Source organism: Nonomuraea sp. NPDC050394 (genome assembly GCF_044459065.1).
GTDB lineage: Bacteria > Actinomycetota > Actinomycetes > Streptosporangiales > Streptosporangiaceae > Nonomuraea.
Genome location: NZ_JBITIO010000011.1, coordinates 146280 through 158617, shown reverse-complemented (window position 1 = coordinate 158617; position 12338 = coordinate 146280). Strand labels below are relative to the sequence as shown.

Genomic DNA, 12338 nt, shown 5'->3' with positions numbered 1-12338 from the left:
TTCACCCGTCTCGCGGCTGGTCACCCGTCGGCGCGGCTCGGCCCGACTGACCGGGGTGGTTCACTCGGGTAGCCACGCGGGCGGCGGTACCACGGGCTGGCGTTCGCGCTTTCTCGGCTTGAAGTCGGGCTTGTACTCCGGGGCCGGAACGAAGGCCGCCGGAGCCGGCTGCTCGCGGATCGGCCTGGCAGGCTGGACCTCGCACGGCGCCGGGTAGGAGACCGGTCTGGTCTCGCGGGCAAGCCGGGCGTTCAGCCGCGCCTCCTGGGCATGCAGCTTGCGCTCGGCCGCCTCGATCGACTCGACGCGGGCGGACAGATAGCCGGCGGCTCCGGGGATGAGCGCGGACAGCACCACCGCACACGCCAGCGAGAAGGTCACCTGCTTGGACAAGCCCATCACAGCCCCCTCCGTCGCGGTTCGCGCGACGGCTATATGCCCTGCCGCCTGGGACAACACGCGGGCTGTGACCAGAGTTGTACCAGGCGTTACTCAATCTGTGCGTGTCTCGCCCTGCGTATTGCCCAGCAAAGACACCTGGTCGCTCGGTAGTCTCGGCGGTGTGGCGTATGTGACCCGTGAGCACCTTGATCGCCTGCTGGAGCGGGCCCTCCTGGCAGACGACCACAGCTCGCTGGCCAGGCAGCTCGACGATCTTGCCCATGAGTACTCCGAGGGCGACGTCTCCCGAGCGTCCATCCTGGTCCTTGCGGCTGAGGAGTGGCGCGCGGCCGGTCAGCCGGCGCGCGCGATGGACTGTTTTCAGCGCGCGCTGGAAGACGGCGGCGAGGCCAGTATCGATCCGCGCGCCGGGATCGCCGACACGCTCTTCGAACTGGAGCGTCCCGACGAGGCCCGCGAGATCATCGAAGCCCTGCGCGCCGAACCGGCGATCCAGCCGGCCACCGCCCACAACATCGCCGAAACCCTGGTGGCCTATGGCGACCTGAGGGGCGGCCTGGAGTGGGCGACGCAGGCGGTGCTGTCGTGCGACAAGGACGACCCAGAACACGTCGCCCTCCTCCGCACGCGCTACCGCATCAGGGTGGACCTGGGCCTCCCGGAAGACGACCTGGACGCCCTGGTGTCCTGACCCCCGGAGCAACGGCCTCCTCCCCGGTCGCGCCCCCGCCTCCGGGCGCTCCCGCCTGCCCCCAGACCAGAACCCCGGCGCGCGGCACGACATGGACGCACCGGCACCACATGGGCGCACCCGCCACCAGATGGGCGCATCGACGCCGCCCCAACGGGCGCCCAGGAGGTCGCACGACAGCCGGACGCCCCCCAGACGGCATAAGGCGGCCGGGGACACGCCGGCGGGACGCCCGCCCCCAGACGGAAGGCCGGACGCGCGACAGCCGGACGGCCTTATAACGGCGGAAGGCCGGGGCGCGGCGGTTGGGCGGCAGGCGGCTCCCCGTGGCGCAGGTGACGCACTGGCAGGCGGCTCTGTGTGGCGCGGGGTGGCGCTCTCGCGCGGCGCCGGGGTCTCTGGCGGGCGCGCCGTCCGTGGCGAGGTGTCGTCTCGCGGAGGTGGCCATCGCTGGCAAGGCAGCCCCGTAGCCCTGGCAATGCGATCCCCGCGGGACAGGCAAACGCCCGGTTGCGTGCCCCAACGGGGTGGCTGGGGTCAGGGCTTGTGGGGGGTTGGTGGAGTCGTGGGGTGGCGGGGGGCCTGGGGTGGTCTCGGGGGTGGGTGGCGGTGCGGGACGGAAGAGCGCGCAGATGTCATGGATAGGCCCGCGTTCGTCACGAGGGGTACGCGAGGACGTGCGACGGCGCGCAGGCTCGCGAGCGAGGCAAGAGGCAAGAAGCAACAGGGCAAGACGCAAAGGCAACACGCGAGAAGCAAGGGGTTGGAGCGCCACGATGTGGGGCTCGGGCCGCGTAGGTGTTTCCTCGCCTGCCACCAGGGCGCGGGCATGGTGGCGGCGGTCAGGGGTTCGCGTGGCCATCCGGGTGGAAGCTTGGCAACAGATCACCAGCACCCATTGCCATAGATGACCTTGGTTGTGCCATGATTATCTTCGTCTTCGTGCAGGGCTGGTCGGAGACAACGAATGGGCTGGTCAGAGCCCTTATCGGAGCGGTCCTGTAAGTTGTGGTCAGCAACGTGCACGGGCCGCTCTGATCTATGCGCCTACGGCGAGCGTGTCGATGTCGAATTCGCCGGCACGGACACCGAGGGTGAAGGCGTCCCACTCCTCAGGAGTGAAGACCAGGACCGGTCCGTCCTGCTCCTTGCTGTCCCTCAGCGCGACGTTTCCGTCGGCCAGACGAGCGAATTCAACACACGCGGAATTGCCGTTGCAGAAACGGCTCTTCCGCCAGGCGGGCGTGACGTCCATTGGTTGTTCCTTATCCTGAATAGCGCTTCAACAGCCCCTTTGGTGTTGATTGCGCTTTAGTGGCCCTACCGCCACTGCATGATCTTGCGTTGGACCAGTACCCGAGATTCGTCCTCGGACAGGGCTGTGGCTCGAAGATGCTCAAATGCCTGCTCGTAGTCAGCCACGAGGTCCAGCGCTTCCACGAAACGAGCCCCGTAGAGCAGCTCCAAGTAAACAGCATCGTCGAGGTCCACGAACTTCAGATGGACGAAGGCGCCGGTGTTGACCGGGTGCTCGCCGTCCAAGGGCAACACCTGAACATTCACGTGAGGAAGCAGGGACATCTCCAGGAGGTGTCCGAGCTGCTCACGCATCACCGAGGGCTCTCCGAAACGCCGCGTGAGCACGGATTCGTCCAGCACGACGGAGACCTCGGCCGGATCGGATCTGTGCAGGACACGCTGCTGCCGGTCGAGGCGGGCCTCGACACGGCTGCGGACACCGCTGTGCGTGATCCGCGCGATGCCCCGGGTCGCCAGGATGACTTCCCTGGCGTAGTCCTCGGTCTGCAGCAGGCCCGGCACCAGCTGGGGTTCCCAGCCGCGATGAGCGGTGGCCTCTGCTTCCAGCCCCAGGAATGTCGTGTACTCCGAGGGCAGGGCGTCCTCGTAATCCTCCCACCAGCCGCGCTGGTCGGCATCCCTTAGGAGCCCCAGCAGTTCGTCGAGTTTCTCATCGTCGACCTTGAACAACCGGGCCATCGCTTCGATGTCCTCGGTGCTTGGCATGGTCTTGGAGGACTCGATCCTCGACACCTTGCTGGGCGACCAGCCGAGGCGCTCGGCGGTCTTGGCCCCGGTCAGCTTTCGGCGCTCACGAAGGAGGCGCAGCTCCTGGCCTAGCCTGAGCCTGCGGACAGTCGGGCTGCCCTGCTCTGATGGCACCGTCCACTCTCCTCATCGGGAATGAAGGTGTAGCGGTAAAGGACCGTTTGGAGCCCGGGTTTCTGGGCCGTTCACCCAATCTTACACTGCAACTTGCACGTGTAGTGCCACTTGGGCTTGCTCAAAGAGTTCCACGGGAGGACGGTGGAGGCAAGAACCTTCGCTGGTGCTCCCCGGAGTGCACCTGGCAAGCCCCTGACAGTTCTGATGCAAGTTGCACCGCAAGCCGGGAAGCAAGATGCGAAGAAATGTAAATCTTCTCTTGCTTGAAGTATTGCAGCAAGCACGGCCCGGGAGGACGATCAGGCCAGGAGGAGATGACGAGGGAAAAGGGAGGCCGACATGGACATACGGCCGCATACCCCGCATCTCCCGCTGAACGCGTGCGGCATAGGCCGCTCCACCGGCAACGTCGCCGTCCCGGATACGTGCAACAACACCAGGGAGGCCGTTTGCCGGAAGGACACCGAACGCAAGTAGCGCCGCGTCGTAGCTCGTTCGAGCACAGAAATGCCGGACCGAAGCTGACCGCCAACCCGCCGCTCAAGGGCTGCCACCCTGCGACGACCCGGCTGCAGCACTCGGCCCGGCGAAAGAAGCCACCTCGAGTAATGCCGCGAAAGGGGTCTTCTATGTACTCACAAGGTACCAAGGGCCTGAGCCGAATCAAGTCCCGGATCCAGGAACTCATCGCGTGGGCCGACCGGGAAATCTGTATGGAGCCAGACGAATTCGCCCACCGGCGAGGCTGGACCGTGGCAAGGACCGGATTCGGAGCACGTTGCTACCGTGACCCACGCTTCGACCAGCTGAAGGTCACGACCAAAGTTCCCGAGGAGGTGTCCTAGATGTCCCCCAGGAACCCCAGGAACCAGATCTACCCGGGATACGAGGACCTTCCTCCGGCAGGTCGCCCCGGCATCCTCACCGCCCTGTGGCGCGTCCGCACCGAGCTCCTGCTGATCGCCGCGCTCGCCCTGTTCGTCCTGGCGGTGGTCGCCGCCGCCCAGGACGGGGTCTGGCTCCCCTTCATCATGCTGAGCAGCGCGGTCTCCGTCCCGGCCGCCACCCGTTACGGGCGCGGCTGGTTCGTCGGCCACTTCTGGTGCCTGGTCACCCGGCACCGCCTGCAGCGGACCTGCCTGGAGACCACCATGCACACCAGGTCGGGCCGCATCCCCCTGGTCCTGTGGATCACGCCGACCGTCACCGGCGAGAAGGCGCTCATCATGACCAGGGCCGGAATCTCCGCCGAGGAGTTCGAGGCCTACGCCGAGGAGATCGCGGCGGCCTGCTGGGCGCGCAGCTCGCGGGTCTTCCGGCACCGCAAGTGGGCCAGCCTGCTCATCGTGGAGACCGTACGCAGGGACGGGGTCGAGGGCGCCGCCTCCCCCGGGCTGGACCGTTTCTACGGCCGCAGGGCCTGGGTCAGCCTCAGGCCCGACGTCGAGGAGCCGCCTGATCTTCCCGAGACGCTCCTCCTGCCCCTCGCGGGCTGAATCACCAAGCAAGCCCCGGAGACCGCGGGGGCTCCGGGGCTTCCGCCCCACAAAGCCCACCCAGGGTTTTGTGGGGCTTTCGCTGTCACGAGTTGGGGTCTTCACGACGGGACGGCAAAAGGTCAAGATGAGTCTGGATAGCGAACTCAGGAGTGCTCATGACGACCGTGCACCGTACCTGCCCGCTCTGCGAAGCCGTCTGCGGCCTGACCCTGACCCTCGACGACGGCGGGCACGTGACGAGCGTGCGCGGTGACAAGGAGGACCCGTTCAGCAAGGGCTTCATCTGCCCCAAGGGCGCGAGCCTGGGCAAGCTGGACGAGGACCCGGACCGGCTGACCCGGCCGCTGGTCCGCGAGGGCGAGCTGTGGCGGGAGGTCGGCTGGGACGAGGCGTTCGCGGCGGTTCAGGAGGGTTTCTCCAGGGTCACCGCGGCACACGGGCGCGAGGCGTTCGGCGTCTACCTGGGCAACCCCAACGCCCACACGATGGCGGGAGCCCTTTACGCCGCGCCGATGATCCGGGCGCTCGGCACCCGCAACGTCTTCTCCGCCAGCACCGCCGACCAGATGCCCAAACACGTGGCCAGCGGGCTGATGTTCGGCCACCCGCTCAGCATCCCGGTGCCCGACCTCGACCGCACCGACTACCTGCTCATGCTCGGCGCCAACCCCCTCGACTCCAACGGCTCCCTCTGCACCGCCCCGGACTTCCCCGGCCGTCTCAAGGCGCTGCGCGGGCGCGGCGGCCGCCTGGTCGTCGTCGACCCGCGCCGCACCAGGACGGCGGCACTGGCCGACGAGCACGTGTTCATCCGCCCCGGCACCGACGCCTACCTCCTGTTCGGCATCGTCCACACGCTGCTGGCCGAGGGCCTGACCGACGTGCGGCAGGAGATCAACGGGCTGGCCGAGCTCACCCAGGCGGCCAAGCACTTCGCCCCCGACGTCGTGGCCCACCGCACGGGCGTTCCCGCCGAGGTGATCGTACGGCTGGCCCGCGAGCTGGCCGGAGCCCCCACAGCCGCGGTCTACGCGCGCATCGGCACGTGCACGGCCGAGTTCGGCACGCTGGCCCAATGGCTGGTGGACGTGGTCAACGTGCTGACCGGCAACCTCGACCGGCCCGGCGGAGTCATGTTCCCGATGCCGGCCACGGAGGGCGGGCGGCGGCGCAAGCCGTACCAGACGGGAAGGTGGCGCAGTCGCGTCAGGGACCTGCCGGAGGCGAACGGCGAGCTGCCCGTCGCGACGCTCGCGGACGAGATCGAGACGCCGGGGCAGGGCCAGATCCGCTGCATGGTGACGGTCGCCGGCAACCCGGTGCTGTCCGCGCCGAACGGCGGGCGGCTGGACGGGGCGCTGGGCGATCTCGCGTTCATGGTGAGCGTGGATCCGTATCTGAACGAGACGACCAGGCACGCGCACGTCATCTTGCCGCCGCCGAGGGTGCTGCAGGCGGGGCACTACGACTTCGCGCTGCTCGGGTTCGCGGTGCGCAACTACACGCGTTACTCGCGGCCGCTGCTGCCGCTGGCCGACCGGCCCTCCGAGGGCATGATCCTGGCCAGGCTGGCGGTGATCGCCTCGGGGCTGGACGGGGATCTGGACGCGTTCATCATCGGGCAGACGTTGGAGAAGGCGGTATCCACGCCGGGATCCGGTGTGGAGGGCAGGGACGCCGGCGAGCTGGCGGCGCTGCTCGACGGCGAGTCCGGCGCCGAGCGGCGGCTGGACATGATGCTGCGGCTCGGCCCCTACGGCGAGTGGTCGGGGCGCGGCGAGCTGTCGCTGCGCAAGCTGCTCGACAACCCGCACGGCCTGGACCTCGGTCCGCTGGAGCCCCGGCTGCCCGAGTTGCTGACGACCGCGTCGGGGCGGGTCGAGCTGGCGCCGCCACAGCTCATCGACGACGTGGAACGGCTGCGCGACGGCCTGGGCGACGAGCCGCCGGGCTTCCTGCTGATCGGGCGCCGGCACCTGCGCTCGAACAACAGCTGGATGCACAACGTCGCGCCGCTGGTCGGCGGGAGCAACCAGTGCACGCTGCAGATCAACCCGGCGGACGTGGACCGGCTGGGCCTGGACGGCCACGCCACGGTCAGGTCGGCGACCGGTGAGCTGACCGTGCCGCTGGAGCCGACCGACACGATCATGCCGGGCGTCGTCAGCCTGCCGCACGGCTGGGGGCACGCGGGCAGCGCACAGAGCGTGGCGGCCGAGCACCCGGGAGTGAGCGCGAACAAGCTCACCGACGAGTCCACCGTGGATTTGCCGTCCGGAAACGCAGTGTTCAACGGGGTTCCGGTCACGATTTTGCCAACCGGTGTGATCACCGCACATTAGGGTGTCGCGCGTGACTATCGCGCCAGAAGAGGACCGCCTGAACGCCCAGATCGCCTTCGCCGTCGAGATCGACAAGCTGAAGCGGGTGATCCGCCGCAACCATCTCATGGATGGTTCGCGGAGGGAGAACGACGCAGAGCACTCCTGGTATGTCGGACTCCTGGCCATGATCTTGGGAGAGCACGCCCCGGCGGGCACCGACATCCAGCGCGTGGTCGCGATGCTGCTCGTCCATGACCTGGTCGAGATCGACGCGGGTGACACCTTCATCTACGACGCCGAGGCGGTGGCGGCGCAGGCCGGCGCCGAGCGGGCCGCCGCCGACCGGATCTTCTCCATGCTGCCGGGTGAGCAGGGGGCGGAGATGCGGGCGCTGTGGGAGGAGTTCGAGGCCAGGCAGACGGTGGAGTCGCGCTTCGCCAAGGCGCTCGACCGGTTCGCGCCGATCCTGGCCAACCACCACACCGAGGGCGGCACCTGGCCGCTGTTCAAGGTGAAGGCGTCACAGGTGCGGGAGAAGGTGCGCATCATCGAGGAGGGCTCGGCGTCGCTGGGCGTGTACGCGCTGGAGTTGGTGGAGCTCTCGGTCGCCAGAGGGCACCTGTCTGAGTGACCGGCCCATGCCCGGGGTAGGGCACTTGTCGTGAAAGAGACAGTACGCGCGAGACGTCGGCACTTGCGGCGTTTCGTGGGGCCGGTCGACCTGGCCGACCGGCTGGAGAAAACCAGAGCCCTGGACGAGCCGATCCGGGTGCTGGCCAAGACCGTACGCGAGAAGGTCCGCCCCGGGCGGCTGCGCGATCTGCTGCACGGCGTGCCCACGGGCAAGCCGCTGCACCCTCCGCTGGCCACGGCGACGCTCGGCTGCTGGCTGTCGGCGAGCGTCCTGGACGTGGCCGGCGCCGACCGGCGGGCGGTCCGGCTGCTGCTGGCGGCCGGCATCGCGGGCGCGGTGCCGACCGCCGCCGCGGGGCTCACCGACTGGTCCTCGCTGCACCGGGAGCAGCAGCGGGTGGGGTTCGTGCACCTGCTGGCCAACGTCGGCGCGCTCGGGTTGTTCTCCGCCTCGCTGCTGGCCCGGCTGCGCGGCCACGATCGCGGCGGGCGGGTCCTGTCGTTTCTCGGGCTGGGCGCGGCGGGCGTGGGCGGCTACCTGGGCGGCCATCTGGCCTACCGGCAGGCGGCGGGCGCCAACCACGCGCCGCAGGTCTCCCATCTGGTGCCGCTCGGCTGGCACGACCTCTGCCTGCTCAAGGACCTGCCGAGCGGGCGGCCGGTCGCGCGCCGGCTCGGCTACATCCAGTTGTTCGTGCTGCGCACCGGCGAGTCGGTGACCGTGCTGGCCGACCGCTGCCCGCACCTGGCCGGACCGCTGCACCAGGGCCGCCTGGTCGTGGAGGACGGCGAGGCCTGCGTGGTCTGCCCCTGGCACGGCAGCACCTTCCGCCTCGGCGACGGCACCGTCAAGCACGGCCCGGCGACCGCCCCCGCGCCCACGTTCGAGACCCGGATCAGGCGTGACGGGACCATCCAGGTACGCCCGGGAGGTTGACGTAAAGCTTGCTTGAGGTTCTACCGTCGATCCATGTGCGAGATTCTGGTGACCGGGGCCTCCGGCGACATCGGCCGGCACGTCTTCGCCTCGCTGAGCGCGGCTGGAGTACCCGTGCGGGGACTGCCCGGCGAAGACGCCGATCTGCTCGATCCGGTGCGCCTCGAACCCCGGCTCGACGGGGTGGAGACGGTGTTCCTCGTGTGGCCGGCCCTGAACGCGAAGCGCGCTGCGCCGGTGATCGAGCTGATCGCCAGGTACGCGCGGCGCGTGGTCTACCTCTCATCCCAGACCCCCACCTTTCACGCGGACATCGAGCGGCTGATCGAGCACGCCGGGCCGGCCTGGACGTTCCTTCGGCCCGGCGGCCTGGCGGCCGGCACCCTGGCCATGGCCGAGCAGGTGAAAAGCGGGGTGGTACGCCGGCCGTACGGGATGGCCAGGAGGTCCTTGATCCACGAGAAGGACGTGGCGGCGGTCGCCACGCACGTGCTGGCCTCGGCCGGGCACGGCGGCGTGCGTTACGCGCTCAGCGGGCCCGAGGCGCTCACCCAGGTCGAGCAGGTGCGCATCCTCGGCGAGGCCGCAGGGCGGGAGGTGCGGTGGGAGGATCTGGCGCCCGAACTGGCGCGGCCGGAACTGCTGAGGGCCTGGGGGGACGAGGAGTACGTGGACGCGGAGCTCAAGGCGTGGGGCGAGTTCGTGGACTCACCGGAGCCGGTCACCAACACCGTGCGGGTGCTGACCGGCCGGGAGCCGCGGTCGTTCCGGGAGTGGGCGCGCGATCACGCGGACGCCTTCCGCTGATCGGCGGGGTGCTCGACCAGGGCGAGGATGCGGCTGGACATGAACCGGGCGGTGCGTACGGCACTGCCGCTCCTGGTCACCTCGCTGACTTCGACCAGACCTCGGCGGGTGGCCACCTCGACCCTGCGGCCGGCGCGGGTGGCCTTGACTTCGTAGGTTCGCGGGGTTCCCCCGGCATCGATGACGATCTCTACCCAGTCACCCTTCATGTCTGGATTTATACCCAGAAAGACCTATTTTTATCCGTACACTAGTTTGATAATCGCCGCGATTCCGACACAGACGATGATGCCGCGCAGCACCGGAGCGGGGATCTTCCTGCCGGCCTTGGCGCCGATGTAGCCGCCGATCGTGGCGCCCACGGCGATCCCGGCCACGGCCCACCAGTCGACCTCGGCGACCAGGATGAACAGGACGGCGGCGGCGCCGTTCACGATCAGGGACAGGACGTTCTTGGCGGCGTTGACCCGCTGCAGGCCGTCGGTGAGGAAGCTGCCGAGCAGGCCGATGAGCAGCACGCCCTGGGCCGCGCCGAAGTAGCCGCCGTAGACGCCCGCGCCCAGGACGCCCAGCCAGAGGACGACGCCGCCGTCGGGGTGCGCGTGCTCACGCCGGGCCGACAGCCAGCCGTTCAGCTTGGGCTGGATGACGACGAGCACGCAGGCCAGCCCGATCAGGATCGGCACCACGATCTGGAAGACGTCCGGGTCCAGCCAGAGCAGCAGCAGGCCGCCTGCGAGCGAGCCGATCAGCGAGGCCGTGCCCAGCTTGACCAGCCGCTCACGCTGCCCGGACAGCTCGGCGCGGTAGCCGTAGGCACCGGTGAAGGAGCCCGGCACCAGGCCGATGCTGTTGGAGACGTTGGCCACGACCGGATCCACGCCCACCGCCACCAGCGCGGGGAAGGTGATCAGCGACCCCGACCCCACCACCGCGTTGATGGCTCCGGCCCCGACCCCGGCCGCGCACACCGCGGCCACCTCCCACGGCGTCACTGCCCCTCCTCGCTCAGAACTCGTTTCCCGAGCTTAGAGACCTGGGAGATATCTCTTTACGCCGGGTCCTTCGGCGGGCCGAACAGGCCGCCGAGCCCCTCAAGCACCTTGCCCATCTCCGACGGCACGATCCACAACTTGTTGGCGTCGCCCTTGGCGATCTCGGGCAGCATCTGCAGGTACTGATAGGCCAGCAGCCGCTGGTCGGGATTGCCCTCGTGGATGGCCTTGAACACCATGCCGATCGCGTCGGCCTGGCCCTTGGCCCGCATCGCCTGCGCCTCTGCCTCGGCCTGCGCGCGCAGCACGGCCGCCTCCGCCTCGCCGCGCGCCCGCAGCACCGCCGCCTGCTTCTCCCCCTCGGCGGTCAGGATCGCCGCCTGCCGCTGGCCTTCCGCGGCCAGCACGGCGGCGCGCTTGTCACGGTCGGCGCGCATCTGCTTCTCCATCGAGTCCTGGATGGAGGAGGGAGGGTCGATCGCCTTGAGCTCGACCCGGTTGACCCGGATGCCCCACTTGCCGGTGGCATCGTCGAGCACGCCGCGCAGCGCGGTGTTGATCTCCTCGCGGGAGGTCAGCGTGCTTTCGAGGTCCATGCCGCCGACCACGTTCCTGAGCGTGGTGACGGTCAGCTGCTCGACGGCGACGATGAAGTTGGCGATCTCGTAGGTGGCCGCCTTGGGGTTGGTGACCTGGAAGTAGATGACGGTGTCGATGGAGACGACCAGGTTGTCGGAGGTGATCACCGGCTGGGGCGGGAAGGAGACCACCTGCTCGCGCAGGTCGATCTCGTCTCTGATCCGGTCGATGAACGGCATCACGAGGTTGAGGCCCGGACCCAGCGTGCGGTGGTAGCGGCCGAGCCGTTCGACGATCGCCGCGGTCGCCTGCCCGATGATCCGGACCGTCCGGTACAGGGCCAGCCCCACCAGCACGACCACGACAAGGATGACGATGAGCTCCGTGGCCATGGCACGCTCCGGAAGTCGTGGGGGTCCCGACCACGGAGATCCTATTTGGTTTTGTACAGAGGCGGTCGGTAACCGTACAAATACGATCTAGTGCGCTCGCGCATACCAGCGGCCCTCGGCACTGCGGTCCAGCGACAGCGGCACGCCGAAGGTGCGGGAGAGGTTGTCGGCGGTCATGACCACGTCGAGCGGCCCCTGTGCCACCACCGAGCCGTGCTTCAGCAGCAGCCCGTGCGTGAACCCGCTCGGCACCTCCTCGACGTGGTGCGTGACCAGCACCAGAGTCGGCGAGCGCTGATCCCCGGCCAGCAGCGACAACCGGCGCACCAGGTCCTCGCGCCCGCCCAGGTCGAGCCCGGCGGCCGGCTCGTCCAGCAGCAGCATCTCGGGGTCCGGCATCAGCGCGCGGGCGATCTGCACCCGCTTGCGCTCGCCTTCCGACAGCGTGCCGAACCTGCGCCTGATCAGATGGGCGGCGCCCATCATGTCGATCAGCTCGACCGCGCGGGTGACGTCGTTGGAGTCGTACTCCTCCGTCCAGCGGCCCAGGATCGCGTACGACGCGGTCAGCACCAGGTCGATGACCTTCTCCTCGGCCGGGATGCGCTCTGCCAGCGCCGCGCTGGCCAGCCCGATCCGCGGACGCAGGTCGAAGACGTCGGCCTGCCCCAGCCGCTCGCCCAGAACCTCGACCAGACCCTCACTCGGATACAGCAGCGTCGCCGCCACCTGCAGCAGCGTGGTCTTGCCCGCGCCGTTCGGCCCGATGACCACCCAGCGCTCGTCCTCGTTGACCGTCCAGTCGATGCCACGCAGGAGAGCCGCGCCGTCGCGTCTGACGGCGACATCCTGTAGCCGCAGCACCTGACCGCCCATCCCCGATACCTCCTCGCGC

At 69.1% G+C, this 12338-nt stretch carries 13 protein-coding genes; 6 read left to right on the top strand and 7 right to left on the bottom strand.

Going from position 1 to position 12338, the window contains the following annotated elements; all coding sequences use genetic code 11:
• Positions 1-60: 60 nt before the first annotated feature.
• Positions 61-402, bottom strand: coding sequence for a hypothetical protein (locus ACIBKY_RS35935; protein WP_379638194.1), 342 nt, complete (start codon positions 400-402; stop codon positions 61-63).
• 160 nt (positions 403-562) lie between these two features.
• On the opposite strand from ACIBKY_RS35935, the gene ACIBKY_RS35930 reads away from it, so the two are divergent.
• Positions 563-1093: a tetratricopeptide repeat protein gene (locus ACIBKY_RS35930; RefSeq protein ID WP_379611360.1), complete on the top strand. Its 531-nt coding sequence runs from the start codon at positions 563-565 to the stop codon at positions 1091-1093.
• Positions 1094-2132: 1039 nt separating this feature from the next.
• On the opposite strand, the gene ACIBKY_RS35925 is transcribed toward ACIBKY_RS35930, so the two are convergent.
• Together ACIBKY_RS35925 and ACIBKY_RS35920 are read right to left on the bottom strand one after the other, a co-directional pair.
• Positions 2133-2348: a DUF397 domain-containing protein gene (locus tag ACIBKY_RS35925; RefSeq protein WP_184958714.1), complete on the bottom strand. Its 216-nt coding sequence runs from the start codon at positions 2346-2348 to the stop codon at positions 2133-2135.
• A 65-nt stretch (positions 2349-2413) separates the two neighbouring features.
• Entirely contained in the window at positions 2414-3274 is an 861-nt protein-coding gene (locus tag ACIBKY_RS35920; protein WP_379611359.1) for a helix-turn-helix domain-containing protein, read from the bottom strand.
• 848 nt (positions 3275-4122) lie between these two features.
• Between ACIBKY_RS35920 and ACIBKY_RS35915 the strand changes: the two genes are divergently transcribed.
• The 5 genes from ACIBKY_RS35915 to ACIBKY_RS35895 all read left to right on the top strand — a co-directional run bounded on the left by ACIBKY_RS35915 (position 4123) and on the right by ACIBKY_RS35895 (position 9477).
• Complete coding sequence (locus ACIBKY_RS35915; protein WP_397103846.1) at positions 4123-4773, top strand: hypothetical protein; 651 nt, start codon at positions 4123-4125, stop codon at positions 4771-4773.
• A 158-nt stretch (positions 4774-4931) separates the two neighbouring features.
• Positions 4932-7118, top strand: coding sequence for a molybdopterin-dependent oxidoreductase (locus ACIBKY_RS35910; RefSeq protein WP_397103844.1), 2187 nt, complete (start codon positions 4932-4934; stop codon positions 7116-7118).
• A gap of 1 nt (position 7119) precedes the next feature.
• Complete coding sequence (locus ACIBKY_RS35905) at positions 7120-7731, top strand: HD family hydrolase (protein WP_379611356.1); 612 nt, start codon at positions 7120-7122, stop codon at positions 7729-7731.
• A gap of 63 nt (positions 7732-7794) precedes the next feature.
• A complete protein-coding gene (locus ACIBKY_RS35900; protein ID WP_379611355.1) occupies positions 7795-8670 on the top strand; it encodes a Rieske 2Fe-2S domain-containing protein in 876 nt (291 codons plus the stop codon).
• A gap of 33 nt (positions 8671-8703) precedes the next feature.
• Complete coding sequence (locus ACIBKY_RS35895) at positions 8704-9477, top strand: nucleoside-diphosphate sugar epimerase (RefSeq protein ID WP_397103842.1); 774 nt, start codon at positions 8704-8706, stop codon at positions 9475-9477.
• Here ACIBKY_RS35895 and ACIBKY_RS35890 read toward each other — a convergent pair.
• The 4 genes from ACIBKY_RS35890 to ACIBKY_RS35875 form a co-directional block, all read right to left on the bottom strand.
• Entirely contained in the window at positions 9456-9686 is a 231-nt protein-coding gene (locus tag ACIBKY_RS35890; protein WP_184958722.1) for a hypothetical protein, read from the bottom strand. The two genes, ACIBKY_RS35895 and ACIBKY_RS35890, sit on opposite strands and share 22 nt — an antisense overlap.
• 30 nt (positions 9687-9716) lie before the next feature.
• Positions 9717-10472, bottom strand: a complete 756-nt coding sequence (locus ACIBKY_RS35885; protein WP_397103840.1) for a sulfite exporter TauE/SafE family protein — start codon at positions 10470-10472, stop codon at positions 9717-9719.
• A gap of 56 nt (positions 10473-10528) precedes the next feature.
• The gene (locus ACIBKY_RS35880; protein ID WP_397103838.1) at positions 10529-11443 is read right to left on the bottom strand and encodes an SPFH domain-containing protein; all 915 of its coding nucleotides are present in this window, start codon (positions 11441-11443) and stop codon (positions 10529-10531) included.
• 87 nt (positions 11444-11530) lie between these two features.
• Positions 11531-12319 carry an ABC transporter ATP-binding protein gene (locus ACIBKY_RS35875; protein ID WP_397103836.1) on the bottom strand — a complete coding sequence of 263 codons (789 nt, stop codon included), beginning with the start codon at positions 12317-12319 and terminating at the stop codon, positions 11531-11533.
• Positions 12320-12338: the final 19 nt, after the last annotated feature.

Excerpts from the sequence above, each read along its gene's own strand:
- ACIBKY_RS35895 (WP_397103842.1), top strand. The coding sequence starts at position 8,704 with ATGTGCGAGATTCTGGTGACCGGGGCCTCCGGCGACATCGGCCGGCAC.
- ACIBKY_RS35910 (WP_397103844.1), top strand. The coding sequence starts at position 4,932 with ATGACGACCGTGCACCGTACCTGCCCGCTCTGCGAAGCCGTCTGCGGC.
- ACIBKY_RS35890 (WP_184958722.1), bottom strand. The coding sequence starts at position 9,686 with ATGAAGGGTGACTGGGTAGAGATCGTCATCGATGCCGGGGGAACCCCG.
- ACIBKY_RS35875 (WP_397103836.1), bottom strand. The coding sequence starts at position 12,319 with ATGGGCGGTCAGGTGCTGCGGCTACAGGATGTCGCCGTCAGACGCGAC.
- ACIBKY_RS35880 (WP_397103838.1), bottom strand. The coding sequence starts at position 11,443 with ATGGCCACGGAGCTCATCGTCATCCTTGTCGTGGTCGTGCTGGTGGGG.
- ACIBKY_RS35915 (WP_397103846.1), top strand. The coding sequence starts at position 4,123 with ATGTCCCCCAGGAACCCCAGGAACCAGATCTACCCGGGATACGAGGAC.
- ACIBKY_RS35925 (WP_184958714.1), bottom strand. The coding sequence starts at position 2,348 with ATGGACGTCACGCCCGCCTGGCGGAAGAGCCGTTTCTGCAACGGCAAT.